The organism is Agrilactobacillus composti DSM 18527 = JCM 14202, assembly GCF_001436375.1.
Classification (GTDB): Bacteria; Bacillota; Bacilli; order Lactobacillales; family Lactobacillaceae; genus Agrilactobacillus; species Agrilactobacillus composti.
The window spans coordinates 82,298-106,140 of record NZ_AZGA01000087.1 but is presented as its reverse complement, the minus strand read 5'-3'; the positions used below and the strand labels follow the sequence as shown (position 1 = coordinate 106,140).

The following is a 23,843-nucleotide window of genomic DNA, read 5'->3' as shown; positions in this document are numbered from 1 at the left end:
GTCGTTCTAATGACCTAGATTAGATCATGGCTGTAAAACTTTCTTTTGTTTCCGGACTTGGTAAGTATAAATTAGACCAATTATCAAGGTATCGAATAATAGCCGATTGAATTGGAGCATGCCCGACCCGTTGATCCCCAAAATACCCAGTTGCGTCCAGGTGCTGATCAATGGCGTATAGCCAAACTGGAAGAAATATGACCCAAGACCAATTACATATTGCATGACATCCAAGCCAATAATCGCCAGGGCGCCGTAAGCCAGTGATCTGTAAAATAATTGGGCCTCATCTGAATTTAGTTTCTTGGTAAGGATCAACCAGGCTGTATGCCCAAGTTTGACCAGATAACCAAGGGCTAATAACCCAATCGCTAAAAATACAATCGTAAAAAGTAGCTGCATCATCATAACCTCCCTTTATTGTCCGTCCTCAAAATTGCTGCTCCCAACAAACAACTGTAGTGATTGAAAATGAGGGTACTTAATGTGTATTAACTCACTAACATACCTAATACTCGGGCAAACCAGCAGCGTTTATTCAGAAGTGAATAAGTTGTTAGCCAGTAGCCTGGCTGGGTTTATCATTAAGTACTCACTCTAATGTAAGCGTATCAAGTTTTAAATTAGCTGTCAATGAGAAAGCGGTCAAATTAATCTTACTGTTTTGTTTTGTTCAATTTATTGAAATGATATACTTGTAATATCATAAATTTAAGGAAGGTGATTAAATGGCCAATGGTATCAGTCGTATATTGATTCAAGCCCGAACAGCTAAGGGCGTTCCCAAAACCCAAACTGCTAAAGATCTTGGGGTGGCCTACTCCACATATTTTGACTGGGAAAGCGGTAAAAGAACCCCTAGAAATGATAAGCTATTCATTCTGGCTAAATATTTTAATATCCCCCTGGCTGAGTTGCGGGCCCAGGCACAACCAAGTACACCGGTGAAAAAAATCCAGGCAAAGTCCACTCCAGCAACAACGACACCAACGTCAGTACCTGCAACAACACCCGCTACAGGCAGTGTAACTTTAGACAGTAAACAACTGGTTTTAGACATTTTAAGAGAACAAACGACCCGACTTTCTCAAGATATGACCCCAGAAAACGTGGACGCCCAAGAAGCCGAGTTAAAGAAATTCATCAAGATTTTCAAGAAAATATCAGATCTTAATTTTGTAGAGACACAACATCTCATCACCGACGTACCACAAGTTACGAAAGCTATACCTGATAATACTTCAACTCATAGTGCACCAGTAGAACCAGTAGAAAATACAGTTACCCCAGCGCCTGTTGAAAAACCGATCCAACCTGAAACAGCGACAGTCGCTGATATTGAATCACCTGATAAGTCTGAAGTTAAGCCGGCACAAGATACGCCAGAAACCGAACCGGTTGCAACGACACCAGTACAGACCAAATTACCTGTCGCAGCACCAACTGAACCAGTTGATAATGTTCCTGAAGAAACCGATAGTGATACCTTGAAAGTTGGTTGGCGAGCTGGTCATAAAGTATTTATTGGCCGTTTCCGCCGGGGACTATCTGGTGGCTGGGTCGATAAAGAAATTCGCATCCCGGAAGTTATCCTCCGGCAAATGAATCCACCGCTGGAAAATGGGGATTGGGTGCAAGCCAAATTAATCAGTGACTTAACGTCATCTGATAAGCGCTATCTGTTTTCCCTGGAAAAATCGGATCCGCAACCTTCTAATATTCGCGAAGTGACATTCAAACCTGTTCGCTATCGTTCTGACATTCGGCGTTTTGAGGTGGAATTTAAAAATGACCGGCATGAATTACCGGTCACGATTGTTTTCAAAGATACTGATATTCTTAAAAATAGAATCAGCACTGGCGACTACGTAGATTTAGCCTATTATGAAGGTAAAGAAAGTGACGCCCGGATTCGTTGGAAGTATAGTTCCGCCGAGGCTGCCAAAAAACGGCAATCTATTTTCTTCCAGAAGAAACCAGCTTCTGAAACGACTACTCCTACCCCAGCCGTTCAAAAACCAGCCTCGAAGAAAATCAAAAAGAAAGGCCCTACCAAGCAAAAAATATTTGCGGACAAGGTCTTCTTGTTGGTGGGTGGTTATATGAAGAGTGTTGGTAATAAGTTCAAGAGTGTCATTGAAGAACGCGGCGGCAGTTTTATGCATTACGATAAAAAGAATCAATCTAATAGTTTACGACGTGATATTGATAACGCTGATTTCATCGTTGTTTATACCCCCGAAGTGTCCCATCAACAAATGTGGGTCGCCAAAGACTACTCCAAAGTAAAAGACAAACCAATTTATTTTGCAAAAACATCCACTGAGATTAATCTATTGCAGAGTTATAAACGTAGTGACCTGTTTAAAGACCGGAATATAGCGTCTGAAATTTAAATAATTGTATTATAATAATCGAGGAATTACACTGTTAATAAATTGTGATTCTTCGATTTTGTTTTGGTCGAAAGATAAATAATTTAATTATTATTAAATTAATGGAAAATTTGAAAACTAACCGGTTATAAGCTTTTAATAAAATTGTGCGGAAGTCCTCTGGTTTTAACCAGGGGATGGATAGCACTAACTTTCGTAGAAAGTTAACCCGCCATCGTATAGACTGCGGTGCGGATCTCAGCAACGTTCCAATTATTTTGGTGCCGGATCACTTTGAGTTTGCTTAGATTGACCTGTTTATATTTTGGGTCGATAGTCAAATAGTGGTTGCCTCCATCTTTCACATAACAAGTCGTTTTGCCGCTGAACCCGCTGATATTCCCTTTTTGCCCGCCAGGTAATTGCACATAGTCATTGAGATAAAATCCTTTTGAAAATTTCGTATTCTTATCATTACGTTTACTCGTAATATTGGGTGTTTTACGACCTTTACGAGCAGTTGCTTCGTGCAGGGAGCGCTTCTTTTTGCGGAATTGGTGGAATATCACTACAGCTGTGGGTTGTTGCGCGATGTTTTGGATGCCGCTGATAGTTACAGCGTCATTGTAATGGGCTTTTGGCAGCTCTAACTTGGCTCGGTCTAAAGTCGTCTGGGCCCCATATTGAAAGCTGGCTTCTGGAAAAGCCTTGAACAACCGGCGGCGCAGGATGTTCATAAAAGTAGCGCCCTTTAGAGAACGGTAACTTTGAAATTTCTTAGCCAGCAGGGCATAGAGCTTGCCACCAGGCTGGTGATTAGCCTGGGTATGACAAGTAGCACACACCGTGAGCAGATTACTCACTTGGTTGGTGCCCCCAGTAGAGCGGTAAATGATGTGATGGATCTTTAGTTTTGGGTCTTTGGTTTTGCCATGGCATATCTGACAGGTATAGTTATCCCGGTCTAAAACATACTGCTTAGCCGTTTCATAGCCATATAAGTCGCCTTGCTGATAGCCTAAGCCGGTGATACCTGGCTGTTTCATCTTAGCCATGTCAAACTTACCTACTTCGATATGCAATTCTGCCTTTGGCAGGACGGCTTGCAGGCGCTGGATCCAGTGGATATTGTGCTGGGCTTTACTGGCGACTGATGGGGGTAACCAGCCCGTAGGTTTGGCCCGGTTCAGAAAACGAGCCGGTCGGTAGCGGGTATTACGAGCCCGGCGGCCATGGCGATAGTCTCTTCTAGTATTCAGCAATTTATGCACATCTTGGCGCAGGCTGACCTCACCTTGGAATAGGACTTTATCCTGAGATGTAACAGCCAGACCGATATGATGCTGTCCAGAATCTACACCGATTGAGACAGGTTGTCTATAACCAGTTGAGCCAAACAATAGTTGAATGGTAAAAGGTTCTTTCTTGACAACTTTGGCTCTGCCAGCCTGTAAAAGCTTACGACACTTTTGTTGTTTACAGGGCATCAGTGGCTCGCCCTGGCGATTGATGACAAATACGCGATTTTGCATGATGCCCTCCTTCTGATGAGTGTTATTCGTCAGGTAAAGTGACCTGACCACGGCGTCAAGTTCATCAGACTTGAGTTCGTGAGGGTACCCTTCGACAAGGTTATCAAGGCTTAACCGCTGACGAGCAGCAGTTTTCTCACGGGTTGACGGTCCCATTGACCTTAGGACTGTTTACAGCGCCCGCACAGAGCTGGGAACTAGGGTATCATTCCCAGGTGTGATCACCAAGATAACGTAGTGCCTAAAAGACACTGAGTCTAGACAACCAGACTCGAAGCAAGTACTTCAAGCCCCTTACTTTAGTGAGGGGTCACGGTTGACCCAGGGTAACTCTAACACCTTAGTTGGTGCATCCTCGGCAATCAACGCTAAGTTCGTCAGATCCGGTGGTGTGCCTTGGGCAAAATGGTCAGTCAATCGTTTTACAATTTGCAGCACAATCTCGTCATCCCCTAATTCTTGGGCAACCCAATCTTTGACATCTTGAGCCAATACATATAGGCCGGCCAATGTCCGCGCCGCCAATGTATCCTCAGTCTTTGTCCGTTCTGCTTGAATTGCTCGGTGTGCAATCATCGGAAACCAGTCTTTGCGGATAGCCCACATAGCCTTCGCCGATTTCCTTGGCAAATGATTCATAATTTGGAGCGCCAGAGAAATGCGAAGTATAAATCGATTCGGTAATATGCGTCAAGCGAAGATCAATGATCTCGGCAGGTAATTCAAAAACCTCTGTATTTTCGAAACCCATTTTGATTGTTTTGAGCATAATTATTCCCACCTTCTAAAATAAACTCACGTGCAAAAGAGAAATAGCAATTGGTAACTCAACCGTGCCCTCATGGTGTGATTGTGCCGCAGCGCGCCACAAATACTGAGTTATCGTCACCAATACCGAGTGTGGCCTCCAACGGACTTAGATTGAGATAATCAGCATATTTAACATACTGAAAGTATACCAAAAACGCTATTTTTTTGAAAATGGGTTGCTTTAGATTCCATTTAGTATTTTTGAAGTCAAACAGAAGCTTTCTGTCAGCAAGCGTGGTGCCAAATATTTAATAGCTAATATATTCTAAAAAAACGAAGAATTGCTATCTCAAAAATAGCCATTCTTCGTTTTTATTTGAGCTGAATTCAATAAATTATTGTCGTCATGCCTTTTCCCCAATTATTTCATTTCAGCTGGTATAAGCACTGTTAATTTCAACATACTCTTTTGATAAATCACATCCCAAAACACTGACCGTTTCTGCGGCAGGTGCCATCCCCAAATCGATGTAGATGCTGACTTTCTCGTTGTTTTTAAGATATTGCTCAATATTCAATAGGTTCTTGGAATATTCATTGCCATGATCAAAAATTAAATAATCTCCAAATTTCAAGCTGAGGCTTTCGAAATTTAAACCGACTATTTGCGTTTTACCAATGGCCATCACCAAGCGACCCCAGTTTGGATCAGCGCCGTTAATGGCCGTTTTGACCAACGGTGAATTTACAACCGCCTTACCAATAATTTTGCCTTGTTGACTGTCCTGCCACCCTGTAACGTTGACCTCAATCACTTTTGTGGCGCCCTCTGCATCGGACACAATATCTTCAGCTAATGCCCGGGTCACTTCATTTAATCCGTTCTGAAAAGCGCCAGGTGCTACTGCCCCAGCTAAACCGTTTGCCATTAGTACCACGGTGTCACTGGTACTTGTGTCCGTATCGACACTCATGACATTAAAGGATTGATCGACCGCTTCTTTGAGCATGGCGTATAGCGTGCTCTTCTCGATATTGGCGTCCGTCATCATATAAACCAGCATTGTCGCCATATTGGGTTCGATCATCCCCGACCCTTTACCCACAGCTAAAATTGTCGCATCCCCAATTTTGATTGATCGAGCCTTGATTTTAGTATCCGTTGTGGAGATTGCTTTAACAAAGTCGTGGTAATCCGAGGTCAAACTCGCAGAAATATGATGGATTTTTGGTAAGATTTTTGCAATCGGCAACTGCGGCCCAATCACACCAGTGGCCGAGGGTAACACGTTTTGAGAAGCAATCTTTAAATCTTCAGCCACGGCCGCACAAATTGCTTCAGCATTGGCGCTGCCTTGCGCGCCGGTTGCCACATTGGCGATGCCGCTGGTCACAACTATAGCTTGCAATTCGTTATTGTGTAGCTTTTCTTGACCGATTGGAATGGAAACACCACATAGTTTGTTCTTTGTGAACACAGCAGCCGCATGACAAACGTTTTCTGCGACTATAATGCCTAGATCCTTTTGATCAGCCTTGATACCAACATGATCAGAAAAAAATTGAAATCCTTTAGGTAAGTTTTGTCCCATAATTGGCTCCTTATATACTTTATTTAAAATGAATAGCATCTGTTTAATGCGCATAAATAACTGATTATATGCATATTTAACGGCTATTTAGAAGGATTATTGTATAATATATCGTTAATTTACCCTAAATGCAGCCCTAAGTCAATCTTTACAAAAAGCTTTAGCTCTAAACATATTAAGTCAATTAACCATTATGTTGACTGTCTCATCATTTTTTGACGCGCTACAAAAAATACGTCATAAAATATAACATTTATAAATAATCGCAATTAGCGCCTTTTATTGCGGATTAATAGATAATTAAGCCTTAAATAAAAGGTTTTCATTAAAATATTCTTCTGAATTTATTGTACTTTTCTCATTCTAAGTGCTATTATCAAAGCATTAATTGTCAGCTTTTATAACATATGGGATAAGAAGGGGAAATTATGAAGCATCATAAATTACTTTTATTAAGTTTAATCACGTGTCTATTGAGTTTTTTAACTTTTTTCGCGGTTCACGCAACGCCGGTACAAGCTGCCGAAAAAACTTATACTATTGGGACTGACGTCACTTATCCACCTTTTGAATTTGCTAACAAAAGCAACCAGTACATAGGCATCGACATGGATTTGATGAATGCCGTCGCTAAAATAGAGGGCTTTAAAGTTAACATCAAACCTTTAGGCTTTAATGCCGCTGTCCAATCACTGGAATCTGGTCAAATTGATGGCGTGATCGCCGGCATGACCATTACCCCGGAACGGCAAGCCAAGTTTGATTTTTCAACCCCTTATTACAAAACTGGTGTCATCATGGCCGTCGCCAAGAATAGCGACATCACCAGTTTGTCCCAATTGCGAGGTAAGCGGGTGGCCCTAAAAACTGGGACTGCCGGCGCGACTTATGCCAATAGCCTCAAAGATAAATACGGTTTTACAACGGTCACCTTTGATGACTCTAACAATATGTACCAAGACGTCACCACTGGCAACTCGGTGGCTTGTTTTGAAGACCAGCCCGTCATGCAATATGGGATTCAACAAGGCTTAGGTCTGAAAATAGCCACCAAACCGGCCAATAATGGTTATTATGGCTTTGCGGTTAAGAAAAATGCCAATCAAGCGTTACTTAAGAAATTTAATGCTGGTTTCAAAAAATTAAAAGCCAACGGTACCTATGATAAGATCGTTAAAAAATATGTGGGTGCCAATAGTTCTGGGGAAACAACGACAACAACCCCGAAAACAAATCCAGCCGTAGCTGGCAAAACTTTTAATATTGGCACCGATGTCACCTTCCCACCCTTTGAATTTGCCAATAAACAAAACCAATATGTGGGCATTGACATGGATTTAATGCGTACCATTGCTAAGGAACAGGGATTTAAGGTAAATATTAAACCCATTGGCTTCAGTGCAGCTGTTCAAGCCCTGGATTCTGGTCAAATCGATGGGGTCATTGCTGGGATGTCCATTACCCCAGAGCGCCGACAAAAATTCGATTTCTCCACCGCCTACTACCAATCCGGCGTGGTCATGGCTGTTGCTAAAAAAAGTAATATTCAGCAATTAACCCAGTTAAATGGTAAAAAAGTTGCCGTTAAAACCGGTTCTGTTGGCGCTGATTATGCCAATAGTATTAAGAATAGGTATGGCTTCAAAGTCGTGACCTTCGATGATTCCGATAATATGTATCAAGATGTGGTCACGGGCAATTCCACGGCTTGTTTTGAAGATCAGCCGGTCATGCAATACGGCATTCGCCAGGGAACCAAACTTAAAATTGTGACCAAGCCCGTTAATAAAGCTGGCTACGGTTTTGCCGTTAAAAAGGGCGTGAACCAAGACCTACTTGCCGCCTTTAATAGGGGTTATCAGGATCTAAAAGCTAACGGCACCTATGATAAAATCAAGGCCAAGTATCTGGGGACAAGTACGAAAGCCTCAACTGTTGCCAAGTCCAATCAACCTGCCGCCACAACTGATACCGAAAGCCGTAGTTTCACTGGGCTGATTCAGCAGAACAAAGGGGCTTTATGGGACGGCTTTAAAGAAACGATTTTGCTGACAATTGTTTCAATTATCTTCGCCACCCTTTTTGGAATCATTGTGGGCTTGTTGGGTGTGGTCCCTAATAAAGTGGGCCAAGGTATTTCCAGCACGTTGATCTATATTTTTAGAGGCCTGCCTTTATTGGTCTTAGCCCTATTCATTTATACAGGTATTCCTAGTTTAACCGGGCAAAAGATTCCGGCGTTTATCGCAGGTGTCTTGACCTTAACCTTCAACGAAGGTGCCTATACCGCGGCCTTTGTCAAAGGGGGCATTGAAGCGGTGGATCCCGGCCAGATGGAAGCCGCCCGCAGCTTAGGCCTACCTTTTGGAAAAGCCATGGGCAAGGTCATTTTACCCCAGGGTATTCGGATCATGATCCCATCGTTTATCAATCAATTCATTATCACCCTGAAGGATACCTCCATTCTATCGGTTATTGGTTTACTAGAATTGACCCAAACCGGGAAAATCATCATTGCCCGTAATCTAGAAGGTTTTAAAATCTGGGCAATCATCTCAATCATTTATTTGATCATCATTACCCTATTAACCTGGCTATCCAATTGGGTTCAAAGGAGAATCAAATTATGAGTTTAAAATTACAAGTTACCGATTTAAAAAAGAATTTTGGCAGCAATCCGGTTTTGAAGGGTATCAGTTTAGATGTGAATGATAATGAGGTTGTGGTTATCATTGGGCCCTCTGGTTCTGGGAAAAGTACCCTGCTCCGCTGTTTGAATCACTTAGAAGTTCCTAACTCTGGCAAAGTTGTCATTGATAATGTGGATATCAGCGACCCCAAAACAGATATCAATGTGGTCCGCCAAAATATTGGCATGGTGTTTCAGCATTTTAACCTCTTTAAAAATTTATCAGTGGCCGATAATATCACTTTGGCCCCAATTGCCCTGAAACATGAAGACAAAGCCGTCGCCACGGAACAGGCCAAGGAATTATTGACAACCGTTGGCTTAGCCGAGAAATTAAATGCTAAAGTACAATCCCTGTCCGGGGGCCAACAACAACGGGTCGCCATCGCCCGGGCCCTGGCCATGAATCCCAAGATCATGCTTTTTGACGAACCTACTTCTGCCTTAGACCCGGAAATGGTCGGTGACGTTTTGGCAGTCATGAAGGATTTGGCTAAAAAGGGGATGACCATGGTAGTCGTCACCCATGAAATGGGCTTTGCCAAGGAAGTCGCTGACCGGGTTTTATTCGTGGACGACGGTCAAATTCTAGAAGAAGGCACGCCGGATCATATCTTTGAACACCCTGAAAATCCCTGTTTAAAATCGTTTTTGGATAAAATCTTAAATGTATAAAATCTCTGCTGAATTAAGCACTAGGCTGACTTGCACTACTGCTGATTAGTTCGAAGTTCAAAGCAGTGCTGAGCCGACAATTCAAAAGTCCCCCGAAAATGTCGCTGTAGCCAGACATTTTCGGGGGACTTATTTAAGTTTTATCTACAATTAATTTACTTAAAACGAAGCTGCTCTCACATTTGCCCAGCCTGTCGATTCAACCCACGAATCAAGTGTTTTTGAATCGCAATGAAAATCAACAGCGGCGGGATGATTGTGATCATTGAAGCGGCCATCTGAGTTTCCCAGGTGGTTTTATACAAATCCCGAAAATCTGTTAGCGCTTGGGGTAAGGTTCGCAGTGCTGGCGATGTTATCAAAGCATTGGCATAAACAATATCGCCCCAAGCCGTGATGAACGCAAATAACCCGGCAGTAATGATCCCCGGCAAACTAAGGGGTAATAAAATATGGCGGGTAGCTTGCCAGCGACTGCACCCATCTATCCAGGCAGCCTCTTCATAGATAACTGGAATTTGCGAGAAATAAGAATAAAGCAACCATACCGTCATGGGTAGCGCACTGGCGGTATTAGCAATGATCAAAGCAAGGCGCGTGTCCAAAAGCTGGCTTTGTTTGAAGATGAGATACATGGCATTGATCAAAATAACCGAGGAAAACATTTGCGTACAGATCACCAATACCAAAAATAATTTGCGGCCAATAAACTTAAATCTCGTGACCGCATAGGCTGCCAAAATACCAACAATGACACAGATCACCATGGTGGGTAATGCCACGGCTAAGCTGTTTAAAAACGGTCGAACGATACTTTTGCTGCCAAAAATGACCTGGCGATAATTACCCAGCTGTAATTTTTGAAACCATTGTGGTGGCCAACTGATAATTTGTTGATAAGTTTGTAACGACGTATTCAATAAAACTAGGACCGGGAACAGGGATAAGCAGATAAAAATCAACAATAATCCTGTGCGCAGCCCTTTACCGTGCTTGGTGGGCATGGGCTTTACCTCCCAACGTGTACACTGCTGTTAATCCCAGTAAGATAAGCACGGCAATCATGGTCAGCGTCGAACTGATGCCTAAATTAAAGCGACTAAAGGCTTCTTGATAAATCCGAATACTTAATGTTTCCGTGGCACGCATGGGACCACCTTGGGTCAAGACATAGATGACATTGAATGAGTTAAAGGTCCAAATTGTGACTAGCGTCAAGACCACCAGCAAAACCCGCTTAATGGATGGAATTGTGATGGCAAAGAATTGCCGCCAAGCCCCGGCCCCATCTAATGCGGCTGCTTCGTAGATATTTTTGGGGATAGCATCTAGTGCCGCCACAAAAAGCATGGCTAATAAGGGAATCCCCATCCAAGTATCCACCAGACTGACGCTATAAAATGCTGTTTCTGGTCGGGCTAAAAAAGCGATGGGTTGGCTGATGAGATGTAACTTTAACAAGAAGTAATTGGCATAACCATAGTTCGAATTTAAGATCCACTGCCAAATTGTTCCTGCGGCGACTTGGGGGATAGCCCAAGGAATCAAGATCAAAACCCCTAATATTTTTTTGAAATAGATCTCAGTATGCAGTAAGTAACCCACCCCAAAACCAAAGACCATTTTCAATACCACTGTGAGGACAGTGTACTTGCAAGTGATAGCCATCGTCTGCCAAAAAGTGGGGTCCGAAAAAACATTACCATAGTTTTTCAGCCCTACGAATGTTGTCGTATCAGCCAGAAAATTGACATGATTAAAAGATTGCCACATGGTCAAAAGAATGGGGTAGCCGTATAAACCTGCCAGTAAAATCAGACAAGGTAAGATTAATAGATAGGGTAACGGCCGTTTTTGTATCATTACTTTTGAACCTCTTGCTGGGCTGTCTTCAAAGCTTCCGTTGGTGTTTGCGCCCCGGTTAAAGTTTTTTGAACTGCGATGGTAAAACTCTTATTAAAGGTATCCCAATTTGGCACTTTTGGTTCTGAAATACCGTCATTTAAGATACTAACAAATGGTTGCATAAATGGCGTTTGGAACCGAGCATCTGTTTGTTCTGCCTTCGTCACCGGTAACCAATTATAGGCTTTGCTGATAGCCCGCTGCTGATCTGCTTGACCTAAAAATTGAATGAACTTGAAGGCGGCTTTCTTATGCTTAGATTTCGCTGAAACTGTGTAAGAATCTGTCACTAATGTCACAGCTTTTTGCTTGCCAGCCGGTAATTCGGCGACTTTATAAGGTGTCTTTTTAGCCCCCTTATCCAGCTCTTCTTTTTCCCAACCGCCGGAAATAAACATGGCTAAATCACCATTTTTAAATAATTTAACTTGGTCACCCCGGGCAGTATCCACCGGATCAGGAATAATACCCTTAAATTTCTTAAGGTATGTCAGGGCTTCAATATTTTGTGGCGAATCCAATACAAATTTGCCTTGTTGATTGACAATTTGGCCGTCGCCTTGGTAAATAAAGTTTAGCAGTTCATCGGTCCCGCTGGTGATATCCGTGGGGATGGCAAAACCATACATACGATTTTTTTCAGAAACGGTTTTAGCCGTTTGCAATAGTTCGTCCCAATTGGCCGGGGCATGGTCAATTAAATCGGACCGGTAAAACAACGCCCGCGAACTCAAAGACAGGGGAATGCCATATTGTTTGTTGTCGATTTGCCCGGTTGCCATGACACTTTGAATGCGATTCTGTTCATATTTCTTAGTCATATAAGGGGTTAAATCTTCCAAAACACCTGCCTCAGCAAACTGCCGCAACGAACGGGAACCTACCATTAAAATATCCGGAGATTGGCCAGCTTGGTATAACTTGACGATTTTTGAATTCAACTCATCCCAGCCCACGGATACAACTTTAATTTTGACATCAGGATTTGCCCGTTCATATTTTTTGATAGCCGCATTCACGGGTGCCTTTAAGTAACCCGCATCATAACCCGGTACCAACATCTGCAGCGTTTGCCGCTGACTACTGCTTTTAGCAGCATCCCCAGATTTTGAGGAACACCCTGACAGGGCCACAATCGCCCCCACGATAAGCATACTAACCAACACTTTTAAAAATTTCTTCATCCTATATGTATCTCCTTGTCCCAGCACCCCCGCAATTCTTGATCTAGTTTTCAACAAAATGTCGTGTTGTTCTATTGAAAATTAGCCCATTCCTCTAAAGCGTCCCAAGTATTTTGTGAAATGATTAACTAATAACTATTTTTAATTTTAGCTAAAAAACATTATTTGTCAACGCTTACATTTCCTGTTGCCGAATCCGTTATAATTTAAATCAGTCCTGCTCAGAACATTAAAAAACGAAGAACTGTCATCTTGAAAATGACGATCCTTCATTTTGATTCATCCGATATTAGCTATATTTACGGTTTCAACAAAATCTTACCGATATTCTGTTCAGATGTCATTAATTCATGGGCTTGGCGACCCTTAGACAGTGGTAAAATAGTCGGTTGGCTGAGTTTAATTTGATGATGTTCAATATATCGGAGCAAGCAGTTGAAACGAAATTGGCGAGCAGCAGCAGTAGTTAAATAATCCCATAGATCACCAGTTAGCAAGCTTTTAGATGCCGCTAACAAAGCTACGGGGTCAAGCTTGGGGGTTTGTCCGCCAGCCATCCCATAAAAGACAACTTTACCCCGATGTTTGATGAGTTCGAAGCTTTGATTTAGTGTGACCCCAGCTCCATCAAACACCGTATCAAACGTGCCTGCAAATTGATCTATCCATTCTCCGCTTCTGGAAAAGACCCGTTGCGCCCCATTTTGCAAACCAAGCTCGCGCTTTTCAGCGGTGGAAGCTACACCGAAGACTTGGACTTTATCTGCGGTTAGAATTTGTGTCAAAATCTGACCAACACCGCCGCTCACACCGTAAACTAACACTTTCTCATCAGGATGATTCATAGCTAAATCATGGGCTAAGAAATCCGCGGTTAATCCCTGCAACCCAATGCTAACAGCCAGTTCATCACTAATGGTAGTAGGTGGCTTAATGGCACTAGCTGCTGGTACGCGCACCATTTCAGCATTTGCAAATGGCACGTCCACAAATAAGACCCGGTCCCCGATTTTATAGTCCGTCACATCCTTGCCCACACCGACAACTTGACCAATCCCTTCATACCCATTGATCCAGGGGTCATGGTGTTCGATATGATAAGTGCCTTGACGACGATAAATATCTGCAAAGTTTAGCCCAATTAATGTCGTTTGAACTAGCAAATCCGTTGACCCATAAGTTGGATCTGGAACTTCACCATATTGCAATACTTCTGGGCCGCCGAATTTTTCAAAAAATAAGGCTTTCATCTTTGGATCACTCCTTATATATTTCAATCCAACAATATTTATATTAAAAGTCTAGCAATAAGACCCCTATGTTTCCTGTTCATCTTAATTATCCCGTAAAAATGTAGAGATATTAGCGTGGTTCCATCTGCCTCAGCGTCCCGCATTTTATATCACGATTCAATTCTCTTCTTGACTACTGCAATAACTTCACCCAGCACAAGAGCAGCAATAAGGGCAATACTAATAAATAACCACATAGGTAAATTACCCAAAAAATAAAAAAGGAAAAATGAGCGTTGGCAAAACTATGAGATCTTATCTTGCACAACACAAGAAACGATTATTTCTAATCGATCTTTGACACTCTCCAGTCTTTTCCCATATACAGCTTGTCGAAACGTTGATTATCTCTTCGTATGGCTTCTTTTGCTACGCCTTCTATTTCAAATCCATTCTTTTTGTAACAATAAATCGCAGTATCATTATTGGCAATAACATCCAACTCAACTTTATGTAAGTTCAATTCATGAAATGCGTAATTTAGCAGGAGCTGAATTGCTTCGCTGCCATAACTATTTTTACGATATTCTGCTTCGCCAATGCCTATTGTCATTGAAGCGACTTGATTATTCCATTCAATACTGTGAAGAGAAATAAAACCGATTAGTAGCTGATCTTGAGGGACGTATATACCAAATTGAATCATATCTGATGAATCTTCAAATGACTGAATTTGATTTCTATAAAACTCGGCGTTTCGTGGTTTTGCAAAATCTGTATCTAATCCCCTTAAATATTCTCCATCCTCACTCCATTTAGAAAAACTAGCCGCATCGTCCTCACTTAATGAGCGTAATTGAATTCTGTTACTTTCAAATAGTTTATTCATAAAAAAATATGCCCCTTAAATTATTAATACTTATGAATTACCAACCCATGACATAGATTCCAGATTTCTAAAGAGATAGGTTCCCTCTATTTAATTATGTTGCATGATCATCTGGCTTAACGTTTTTGAACAATAATTAATTGAAGTTACGTCAATGTTGTTTTCCCCAATCTTATAGTCAACTTGAATCATGCCAAATTCACTTAATTTAAATTGTATCATACACACTTACCGTTAAATATATCACGCTTAAATTAAGCCAATTTATTCAATGTGTTTTCGTTCGGTTAATAAGCCAACAAATGACAAACTAGCAATAATCCAAGCAGCTAACATAAATGTTTTGGAAAAGGCCTTTGTTAGCTGCTGATTTTTAGTAGTTTTAATTTTGATCAGCAGTTGTTCGATACGATTCGCAATATCAATTTTAGCGATTCCGCTATCAAGTTTCGTCATCTTCTGGTTGATTTCACCCTTTTCAGAAAGTGTCGTCGTCAATACAGCTTGTGCCTTTGCCAATGTATGCTGGGCACTTCCTGCACTGACACTACTTAATGCCTTAGAGAATGCCGCAGCATTGGTAACTTGTGGGTCGGTACCGGCTTGATAGAGTGCTATTAAAAACTTCAATTGGGTAATCAATTCATTCTTATTATCCGAATCTGGCTGTGATTGCACTTGAGCATATTCATTTCGATAACCTGCCAGGACACTGGGAGCATTGGGATTCTGCTTGATCAATTCATAGAGTACAACCTCAGTTTGGCTATTGGCCTGTGCCTGTCCAGACTGGACTTGATCAGCTAATCCAGAAACTGTATTTGGCTTATCCTTAAACTGCGTTGTCAACTCAATTAAGCCATGATGAATCTTTGCCAGTTGATTATTCTGAGGTGATTGCTCAGTTTCAGTTTTCTTCAGTTCATTACGAATCTCATGTTGCAATGATGTTTGAAAATTTGGATCAGCTTTTTCTTGCTTCGAATTTAAACTGGTCGTCAGTCGTTTTTGGATCAATCCAGAGAGGTTATCTGGCAATTGTTGCTTGGCAATCTGAACGACTGCCATATTTTTAATGTCTGTTTTAGCCGTTGCAACATTATGCGTCATCATACCCACCAATAAAGCAATCCCCAAACAAGTGCCTAATTGTCGTGCGGCGTTAACAATGCCCGAGGCGATCCCTGCCTTATTTTCCGGAATAAACTGAACCGCTGAAACAATCGATAAACAGGCAAACCCAAAACCCAAACCTAAAACAATCATGTACCCTATCATTAATTGTTTCGGCGTATTCGGCTTTAAAGTCGTCAGTAAAAATAAACTGGCGGCCATCAGGACCATTCCCACGGTAATGATGATTCGGTAGCCAATGTATACGGCTAGTTTAGAGCCGATCGGCATTGCGATCATCACTGTAATAGACATGAACATAATGATATAAGAAGCACTCAAGGCACTGTAGCCCCGCACATTTTCAAGAAAAAAATTAAAAATTAGCGACGAACAAATGATGGCAAAGCCACACATAAAATAAATAATCGCGGAAGCTGAAAAAGTAATTTCTTTAAATAAATGCAGTTCAATTAATGGTGCTTTACTGTGCTGCTCTATCCAGAGGAAAATCACGGCAGTTATTAATGTGCCAACCATCAAACTGAAACTAGCAATAGATGTCCAGCCCAGGTCATAGCCTTTAACAAGTAAAAAAGTTAACTGTGATAAACACAGCGTTAAGAAAATGAGGCCGCTGAAATCAATCTTTTTCGAAATTGTTGGGTCAAATGACTCCTTAAAACAAAATAACAAGAGAACAAATGTCAGCAGGACAATGGGCACATTTACAAAGAAAATCCATTGCCAACTCAAAAATTTTAAAATCACACCGCCAATTGGTGGCCCGGCAGCAGCGGCGACTGCCGTCACAGCACCAATGATGCCAACCGCCTGATTGGCATCTTTACGGCCAAATAGGCTCACTGATAATGGGATCATGATTGGGGTCACGATAGCACCGCCAATACCCTGAAAAAAGCGCATCCCAATCAAAATAGGTAACGTCTTGGAAAATCCGCAAAGTGCTGAACCTATCCCAAAGATAATCAGACCGAGTGCCATTAGTTTTTTACGACCAAATTGGTCTCCAAATTTTGAGGCCGGAATGATCACAATGGCCATCACCAACACGTAAATAGTACTGATCCAGTTCGTGTCTGTTAAATTTGAGTTAAACGCACTAGTGATATCCGGCAAAGCAATATTGGTGATCGTCGTGTCTAGAGTCACCATGAACATAATTAAGGACAATGTCACTAATCCGAAAAAGCTTTTTTTAGTTTTAATCACGTTGTTTAACAACTCCTTAGTCTTTTAATTCCGCATTATGTTTTATTGGTTAACTGTTTACATAGGAAACAGATAGAATAAAAAAATATTGCTATTTTTTTCTTTCTGTCGCTATTTCTAAAAATATTTTATCTGTCTCATTACCTATTTCTTCAAGCGTAGCAATCATTTCATCAGGCAGATCAGCATATAGTGCCGCAATGCGTCTGTTTAAACGCTTTGAATATGCCGCATGGGCTTTGTAAACCTGAATACCCTTATCCGTTAGGTTAAGAACCACTTCATTTTCAGTTTCCGGAGATACAGACTTCGTCACAAGCCCAGTTTTTCTTAACTGCTGGATGCGCTTAGAGACAGCACCTTTAGTAATGCCTAAAAGACCAGCTAGTTTTGTTACATTAATGTTTGGATTATTGCCAATGAATTCAATTGTATGTGTTTCTGATGGATGTAACCGCGTATCTGTTCCGTAATTGTATGGCGTTTTTTCAATTTCATTATAGCGATTTACGATTCTCAAGAATATGTCGCTTAGCTCTGATAACGTCTCTTTTTTCAAAATGACCCCTCGATTCTAAATTAGGTTTCTAATTCATTGTAATACAATCTGTTTCCATAGTAAACAGATTCCTTAGTAAACTTATAACAAACAAATTAGCTTAAATAACCATTGCCTATTTAAGGCAAGTAACCGGATCATATTATTCAAACCAAGCAATTACCATGTTGTTAGACCACCGCAACAAAAAATACCATCCAAAAAGTAAAATAAACTTTATTTTTTGGATGGTTTGATTTAAAATATCTTTAAAATGTAAAGTAGTCGACCACAAATTTGAATATAGGGATGTAATCACATGAGTCATGCTAAAGAAGAGGATGAACGGATCGATAATAAAGTCTATGAATACCGTGTACTTCGAAGATTATCTCAAACTGAGTTAGCCAAAGCAGTTGGCGTTTCCAAACAAACCATTTTAATCATGGAAAAAGGAAATTATTCACCATCATTAAAACTAGCATTTCGACTCGCGAACTATTTTGGCGTTCCAATTACCGATATGTTTACCTATAAGAAAGAGGGAAACAAGAAATGAAAATTCATTCAATATCTGATATTCCAGATTGGCTTTTCTTTCCTATCAAACAATGGGTTGAACAAAACCAAACGCATTTTAATATTTTTATTGGTGTCGCTACACTAATGGTACTATTTACACTTGGGTCATCTTGGATACTGGTTAAGAAAATTGGCAAGCAAGACGAGAGAACTACGCCAATTTATCTTCAAAGTATGAAAATGGGGCTCATTACTCTATTAATTTGTGAAGCCATCTTTCCCGTTCACTATCTAATACTCCAGTTTCGCTTATACAAGTATGGCTTTGCGCTGCTAGTCGTAGTGCTCTATCTGCTGCGGGCCTATCACGTTGAAAACCACGCGCTTAATAAGAAAATGAATTAACTGAAAAACACATGCTTCCTAATTTTATGAAGATTTTGTCTAGCCATACTTTTGAAAATTCAAAGATAGTCCTAGCCAATTTTTTGTCAAAGCATGCGAACATTTACCAATTCAACACTCATATACCTATTGATACGCACCAGCTTCTTAAAATAAAAATAAACGCTGCAGTGCTTAGACTTCTAGTCTAAATACTGCAGCGTTTTGCTATACCTATCAAAACATCGACTGATCTACTTCTTGCCAAACCAATTGCTTTTGATCTGCGCCTGAACCTGCTATATGGATATACCGATTAATCCCCACAAGCTCATTGGGTCGGTGAGAAACTAGGATGACCACGCCTTGGGCCATATATGCGCAGATGGTTTTTACAATTTCTTTTTCTAGGGCATAGTTCATGAAAATATCGGAAAGGAAACACGGGATTTCAATCCTGTGAGGAATTCCGATTGGATTTGAAGAACTCAAACAATTTATAAATGTGTGTATATTTTGAGCACGATTCTTTCTTTGTGGTTGTTATATAAGTTATAATAACTATAAGGAGAGTAGGTGTTCAAAATGCTGTTGAGTCTGACGGTCAAAGCTAAACTTAAGTTGGATAACGCTACGGATGCTGCTAAATTTCAGGAGACCAGTGAACAATATCGCTTAGCCTGCAATCATGTTTCTGAGTACATTTTTAACAATAGTTTTGAATTGAGTGTCCTCAAAATTCACAAAAAGCTTTATCGAGACTTACGGCAACGCTTTGGGCTGAAATCACAACTGGCCATCTCTGCGATCAAAACGACGGTTGCCCGTTATAAAACCGTTCAGACGCAGCTGCGACGCAAACCTATGGCTTACCCTACGGGTAGAAAGGACAAAAGGGGCAAAGAAATTTATCTAAAAGTTCCCAGAGACCTGAACTGGCTTTGGAAACCAATCCGTTTCAAGCGCCCACAAGCTGACTTAGTTCGTAATCGGGATTGGTCTATCGTCGCAAATGGTGAAAAGTTGTCCATCAATACGCTTCAAGGCCGGGTGAAAGCTCGTTTTGTGTTAAAAACTGGCTTTGAACAATATCTGGATGGCACCTGGGAATTTGGCGGGGCGAAGTTAATAAAGTCTGGTCCCAATTGGTTTTTACACATTGTGGTCAATAAGAAATTCCCTGAATTGGCCCGTACTGATATGCAGCACGTTGTGGGACTTGACCGGGGGATCCGGCAATTAGTCACCGCTTATGATGAGCAGGGAAAAACGACGTTTTTCAACGGTCAAGCCATCAACCGTAAGCGGCACCACTACAAAGCTCTGCGGACTAGTTTGCAAAGGCACAATACCAGAAATTCCAAACGGCGTATCCGTCAAATCGGCAATAGAGAGAACCGCTGGATGACTGATCTCAACCATCAGTTGTCTAAGACACTTGTTGCTAAATACGGACCAAATACCTTATTTGTTTTAGAAGATCTAGTTAATGTTCGCTTTGCCACAGAAAAGACGGTCAAAGATAAACGCTATGAGAAAGTATCTTGGGCATTTTACCAGCTGGAACAACTGTTGACCTACAAAGCTATCCAGGCAGGTGCTGCAGTCATTACTGTCAGTGCGGCATATACCAGTCAACGCTGCCCTCACTGTAGCGAGATCAAGAAGACGAACCGTAAGCGCCAACTGCATGCCTACCAATGTTCAACCTGCGGTTACCAATCAAATGACGACCGGGTAGGTGCCATAAACATTCAATACCTGGGTACCCAATATGTCGCTGGTGTGAAAAAGCCCAAACTCAAAAAAAGTGCGAACGGGTAAACCTGTTCAATTGCCGGTGAAGTCAATCATCGGGCTGTTGGGACCCTTAGATAAGTAAGACCCAGCAGTAAGTAACGCCAACACAGCGCGTGCTTATCACACGCAAACTACGTGGGAGACCGGAAGGTTGTTAGACCACATAGCGTTAGGCGTAAGTCTAAAGGTATCTATCCAGATGCCCTCGCCACTTGGTGGTGAGAGACAAACTCGGTACTTTAGTGCCGAGAATCATTGACCAAGTAGCCGGTGGACAATATCCTTTATGCTGAAGTGTTGGTCTGTTTCCAGTGCCAGTACCCGCTTAAAATAGGCTATTCTCAATTGTTTGCCATTTTTTATCACAAATGATGACAGTACCAAATCCAAGATGATCAGGCCACAAGTCAGCACAGGGATGCCGACTAACCCTGCGGACAGGGCTACCAAACTGCTAAAGTTTTTAGTCGGCAACACGTATTGAATCATATATTTCGTCAATAAAGGTGGTAATAGCAGCATTGCTGATCGTAGCAAGGTAATCAGCAAAATCGCTGTTTTTCGAGCTGGGTTTGCGGCCCAAATTTTCCGAAATATTTCAGATTTAGTTGAGGTCATGGGTCAGCAGCGAGGCATCGCAAAATATTGAGCACTTGTTTTTCGCCGCCCGATAAACTATACCCCTGGGGTGTGCCAATTTGGGTTTGAGCCTGTTGGGGAAATCTAGCGACCCATTTTTTATAGAAGCTAGCTATTTCAGGATTTGCAAAAGAAGCTGTCTCTAAAAAGATATTATCGGCAATAGTATCTGCTAAAATAATTGGTTGCTGCGGCACCATGCTAATGAGTCTATTGATACTGGGTTGGTTGAATGCCATAAATATTTTTTGGTTTTATCCATACACACACTCCGTGGATTTAAAGATTTTAACTATCATTCAATTTGCCATTAATCGACCCCCATCATCCCACTGCCCTATCAGTTTTTGTTGTGCACAGGCTGCTACAAACTTCGCTAACCGGGCCTGAAATAACTTGGTATCCCGTTTCTTGATTTGAATCGTATCGCAACGCACCCGTCGGTACAGCGGCGGACAAGTCTGAAAGAACGCCCACGCCTTTGGTTGGCGCTTTAAGGCATTGATAATTTTGGGATCAATTTTAAACTGACCTGGATCTAAATCTGGCAACAAGCGGGCCCCCGCTGGGGTCATTTTGCCTAGTCGAATCAGCCGCCGACAACGCTGTTTATTTAACTCGGACCACTGACTATGGGGATTTCTAGGAACCAGCCGTTGAGATGCTGGCTGTCCGGGTACGATAACCTTATAGGTACTATCGATCCAGCCAAAGCACAGCGCTTCTTCCACTGCGTCCACATACCAAAACGTCTGCGTATCCTTAGGAATACCCCGGGTCACATCAACCCAGCACTCATTTGCTGTATTGGCATGATGTTTGAGCCAGGTACGTAAGCCCTCACGATTCTTGACCTGTAAATGGTTCTCAGGATTTTTTACGGACATAACTACTCACTTCAATTTCTTATCCTTATTGTTCCACGTGAAACAATAGTCTGCTGTCTTATGTAATTTCATCAATTTTGCTGGTAATTCCTCTCAGAATTCATTTGATAAATTTCTTAATAATCATTGCCAGCGCAAACCACAAAACCGCCACAAATAGCAAAGATAACTGCCAGCCATAAGGACTGTGCTGCAGTGGTAAATTGACATTTTGGCCAAAGAAACCGGAAATTATCGTTGGCGCTGTCAACAGAATTGACCAAATCGTCAAGAATTTCATGGTATCATTCAGATTATTATTCAAGACATTATTATAGGAACCATCCAGTTGATTCAGATTTTGTTCTGTTAATAACAACATCTCCACAACCTGGGTAGCTTCAATCAAGACATCTTCTAGGCGTTCTTTTTCAGATTCACTGAAATCATGAAAGGTTATCAAAGCCTTGATTTGCTTAAGGGCAATGGTATTTTGCCGAGCAGCAGTGCTAATGTAGAGTGCGTTTGCCTCTAAATCAGATAGTGCGATCAATTCTTTGCGGGTGGTTTTATGATGTAATTTACCACTGGCTTGTCTGCGTTCAATATCCAGTGTTTCAGCCACCGGGACATATTTACCTGTCAGCATAAATAAAGCTTCCAATAAAAAGTCGTAAACTGATTTGGGTTCAGTTTGAACCAAACAATCAGATAATTCTTTTTTAGCCACCTCTGTCCCAAAGGTTAAAATCATTTTATCTTTAATAATGAATGTAATGGGTCTCGGATTATGATCCAGGCGTTGATTAGGCGCCGGCGGACAATTAAAGACCAGTAAAAAAGATTTTGTTAGATTATCATACTCCACATGGGCCCGCTCGTTTTTATCATAAGCATAACCTAATTGTTCAGAAGTCAGATGATAAGCTTCTTTAGCGCGGGCCTCGGAATCTGGTGTGGCCAAAGTAGTATGGTGCCATTGCCAATTTTTTACTTCCATTGTGTTTTACACTTCCTTTGCTTTATTTGGATTAATTAGCACATAAGTAGGATGTTCTAACCCGGTTGGTGGATAGTATTCAGTGCCAATGTATGTCAACCGTGACCCCTCACTAAAGTAAGGGGCTTCAAGTACTTGCTTCGAGTCTGGTTGTCTAGACTCAGTGTCTTTGAGGCACTACGTTATCTTGGTGATCACACCTGGGAATGATACCCTAGTTCCCAGCTCTGTGCGGGCGCTGTAAACAGTCCTAAGGTCAATGGGACCGTCAACCCGTGAGAAAATCAATGCTAGTCATTGATTAAGCTTTGATAACCTTGTCGAAGGGTAACATCATGAACTCAAGTCCGATGAACTTGACGCCGTGGTCAGGTATGTTCTACCTGACAATCAAATTTCATCAAAGGAGGGCATCATGCAGAATCGTGTTTTTGTGATCAACCGCCAGGGCGAACCGCTGATGCCCTGCAAGCAACAAAAATGTCGTAAATTATTACAATCCGGTAAAGCTAAAGTTATCAAGAAAGAACCATTCACTATTCAACTATTGTTTGGCTCAACTGGTTATAAACAACTTGTCTCAATCGGTGTAGATTCTGGACAGCATCATATCGGGCTTGCTGTCACTTCTCAGGATAAAGTTTTATTTCAAGGTGAAGTCAGCTTGCGCCAAGATGTGAAAAAATTACTGGATACCCGGCGGATTTATCGGCGTGGCCGCCGCAATCGTAACACCAGATACCGGCCGCCCCGTTTCCTGAACCGGGCCAAGCCGGCGGGCTGGCTGCCGCCATCGGTGGTCAGCAAAGTCCAGCACAACATCAATTGGATCCGCCGACTTCGGGCAGTCCTGCCTAAAGCAGAACTGCATATCGAAGTGGGCAAGTTCGACATGGCAAAAATGAAACAGCCAGATATTACCGCT

At 41.7% G+C, this 23,843-nt stretch carries 22 protein-coding genes and 1 pseudogene; 8 read left to right on the top strand and 15 right to left on the bottom strand.

The genetic code is table 11. The features are described 5' to 3' along the window. Positions 1-24: 24 nt before the first annotated feature. On the bottom strand, positions 25-405 hold the full coding sequence (locus tag FC83_RS14770; protein WP_156405614.1) for a hypothetical protein: 381 nt from the start codon (positions 403-405) through the stop codon (positions 25-27). 323 nt (positions 406-728) lie between these two features. On the opposite strand from FC83_RS14770, the gene FC83_RS14765 reads away from it, so the two are divergent. Then, entirely contained in the window at positions 729-2,396 is a 1,668-nt protein-coding gene (locus FC83_RS14765; protein WP_057002940.1) for a DUF2325 domain-containing protein, read from the top strand. 203 nt (positions 2,397-2,599) lie between these two features. Here the strand turns inward: FC83_RS14765 and iscB (FC83_RS14760) are convergent, their stop codons facing one another. The 4 genes from iscB (FC83_RS14760) to argJ all read right to left on the bottom strand — a co-directional run bounded on the left by iscB (FC83_RS14760) (position 2,600) and on the right by argJ (position 6,249). Next, positions 2,600-3,907 (bottom strand): RNA-guided endonuclease IscB, encoded by a 1,308-nt coding sequence (gene iscB, locus FC83_RS14760; protein ID WP_057002939.1) that lies wholly within the window; start codon positions 3,905-3,907, stop codon positions 2,600-2,602. A 294-nt stretch (positions 3,908-4,201) separates the two neighbouring features. Continuing rightward, positions 4,202-4,483, bottom strand: a complete 282-nt coding sequence (locus FC83_RS14755; RefSeq protein ID WP_152537729.1) for a hypothetical protein — start codon at positions 4,481-4,483, stop codon at positions 4,202-4,204. After that, positions 4,440-4,676 (bottom strand): hypothetical protein, encoded by a 237-nt coding sequence (locus FC83_RS14750; RefSeq protein WP_035452643.1) that lies wholly within the window; start codon positions 4,674-4,676, stop codon positions 4,440-4,442. Before FC83_RS14750 ends, FC83_RS14755 begins: the two co-directional genes overlap by 44 nt. Positions 4,677-5,088: 412 nt before the next feature. Continuing rightward, on the bottom strand, positions 5,089-6,249 hold the full coding sequence (gene argJ, locus FC83_RS14745; protein WP_035452640.1) for a bifunctional glutamate N-acetyltransferase/amino-acid acetyltransferase ArgJ: 1,161 nt from the start codon (positions 6,247-6,249) through the stop codon (positions 5,089-5,091). A 428-nt stretch (positions 6,250-6,677) separates the two neighbouring features. On the opposite strand from argJ, the pseudogene FC83_RS17510 reads away from it, so the two are divergent. From FC83_RS17510 to FC83_RS14735, 3 genes and pseudogenes are all read left to right on the top strand, one after another. Next, positions 6,678-7,427 (top strand): annotated as a pseudogene (locus FC83_RS17510) (transporter substrate-binding domain-containing protein); the annotation flags it as partial. A 6-nt stretch (positions 7,428-7,433) separates the two neighbouring features. After that, positions 7,434-8,879, top strand: coding sequence for an amino acid ABC transporter substrate-binding protein/permease (locus FC83_RS14740; protein ID WP_236700849.1), 1,446 nt, complete (start codon positions 7,434-7,436; stop codon positions 8,877-8,879). Continuing rightward, positions 8,876-9,613, top strand: a complete 738-nt coding sequence (locus FC83_RS14735) for an amino acid ABC transporter ATP-binding protein (protein ID WP_035452639.1) — start codon at positions 8,876-8,878, stop codon at positions 9,611-9,613. The genes FC83_RS14740 and FC83_RS14735 overlap by 4 nt, the downstream gene beginning before the upstream one ends. A 176-nt stretch (positions 9,614-9,789) precedes the next feature. Here the strand turns inward: FC83_RS14735 and FC83_RS14730 are convergent, their stop codons facing one another. The 7 genes from FC83_RS14730 to FC83_RS14700 all read right to left on the bottom strand — a co-directional run bounded on the left by FC83_RS14730 (position 9,790) and on the right by FC83_RS14700 (position 17,728). Continuing rightward, on the bottom strand, positions 9,790-10,617 hold the full coding sequence (locus FC83_RS14730; RefSeq protein WP_035452636.1) for a carbohydrate ABC transporter permease: 828 nt from the start codon (positions 10,615-10,617) through the stop codon (positions 9,790-9,792). After that, positions 10,598-11,476, bottom strand: a complete 879-nt coding sequence (locus FC83_RS14725; protein WP_035452635.1) for a carbohydrate ABC transporter permease — start codon at positions 11,474-11,476, stop codon at positions 10,598-10,600. The genes FC83_RS14730 and FC83_RS14725 overlap by 20 nt, the downstream gene beginning before the upstream one ends. After that, positions 11,476-12,702 carry a sugar ABC transporter substrate-binding protein gene (locus FC83_RS14720; protein WP_035452634.1) on the bottom strand — a complete coding sequence of 409 codons (1,227 nt, stop codon included), beginning with the start codon at positions 12,700-12,702 and terminating at the stop codon, positions 11,476-11,478. Before FC83_RS14720 ends, FC83_RS14725 begins: the two co-directional genes overlap by 1 nt. Before the next feature lie 299 nt (positions 12,703-13,001). Beyond that, entirely contained in the window at positions 13,002-13,952 is a 951-nt protein-coding gene (locus FC83_RS14715) for a zinc-binding dehydrogenase (RefSeq protein WP_035452633.1), read from the bottom strand. Positions 13,953-14,280: 328 nt separating this feature from the next. Next, positions 14,281-14,823 (bottom strand): GNAT family N-acetyltransferase, encoded by a 543-nt coding sequence (locus tag FC83_RS14710; RefSeq protein WP_035452632.1) that lies wholly within the window; start codon positions 14,821-14,823, stop codon positions 14,281-14,283. A gap of 264 nt (positions 14,824-15,087) precedes the next feature. Then, on the bottom strand, positions 15,088-17,169 hold the full coding sequence (locus FC83_RS14705) for an MFS transporter (protein ID WP_152537728.1): 2,082 nt from the start codon (positions 17,167-17,169) through the stop codon (positions 15,088-15,090). A gap of 91 nt (positions 17,170-17,260) precedes the next feature. Further along, positions 17,261-17,728, bottom strand: coding sequence for a MarR family winged helix-turn-helix transcriptional regulator (locus tag FC83_RS14700; RefSeq protein ID WP_035452630.1), 468 nt, complete (start codon positions 17,726-17,728; stop codon positions 17,261-17,263). Positions 17,729-18,026: 298 nt separating this feature from the next. On the opposite strand from FC83_RS14700, the gene FC83_RS14695 reads away from it, so the two are divergent. The 3 genes from FC83_RS14695 to FC83_RS14680 all read left to right on the top strand — a co-directional run bounded on the left by FC83_RS14695 (position 18,027) and on the right by FC83_RS14680 (position 20,437). Next, positions 18,027-18,266: a helix-turn-helix transcriptional regulator gene (locus tag FC83_RS14695; protein ID WP_035452627.1), complete on the top strand. Its 240-nt coding sequence runs from the start codon at positions 18,027-18,029 to the stop codon at positions 18,264-18,266. Next, positions 18,263-18,634, top strand: coding sequence for a hypothetical protein (locus tag FC83_RS14690; protein ID WP_052004619.1), 372 nt, complete (start codon positions 18,263-18,265; stop codon positions 18,632-18,634). Before FC83_RS14695 ends, FC83_RS14690 begins: the two co-directional genes overlap by 4 nt. A 564-nt stretch (positions 18,635-19,198) precedes the next feature. Next, entirely contained in the window at positions 19,199-20,437 is a 1,239-nt protein-coding gene (locus tag FC83_RS14680) for an RNA-guided endonuclease TnpB family protein (protein ID WP_035452625.1), read from the top strand. 590 nt (positions 20,438-21,027) lie between these two features. Here the strand turns inward: FC83_RS14680 and FC83_RS14670 are convergent. The 3 genes from FC83_RS14670 to FC83_RS14660 form a co-directional block, all read right to left on the bottom strand. Next, positions 21,028-21,252: an ABC transporter ATP-binding protein/permease gene (locus FC83_RS14670; protein WP_161633797.1), complete on the bottom strand. Its 225-nt coding sequence runs from the start codon at positions 21,250-21,252 to the stop codon at positions 21,028-21,030. Positions 21,253-21,351: 99 nt separating this feature from the next. Then, on the bottom strand, positions 21,352-21,939 hold the full coding sequence (locus FC83_RS14665; RefSeq protein WP_035452615.1) for a YdeI/OmpD-associated family protein: 588 nt from the start codon (positions 21,937-21,939) through the stop codon (positions 21,352-21,354). A 100-nt stretch (positions 21,940-22,039) separates the two neighbouring features. Further along, positions 22,040-22,918 carry a magnesium transporter CorA family protein gene (locus FC83_RS14660; RefSeq protein WP_035452614.1) on the bottom strand — a complete coding sequence of 293 codons (879 nt, stop codon included), beginning with the start codon at positions 22,916-22,918 and terminating at the stop codon, positions 22,040-22,042. 415 nt (positions 22,919-23,333) lie between these two features. Here FC83_RS14660 and iscB (FC83_RS17505) point away from each other — a divergent pair. Then, positions 23,334-23,843 (top strand): RNA-guided endonuclease IscB (gene iscB / locus FC83_RS17505; RefSeq protein WP_236700848.1); only part of this gene is annotated, 510 nt, incomplete at its 3' end.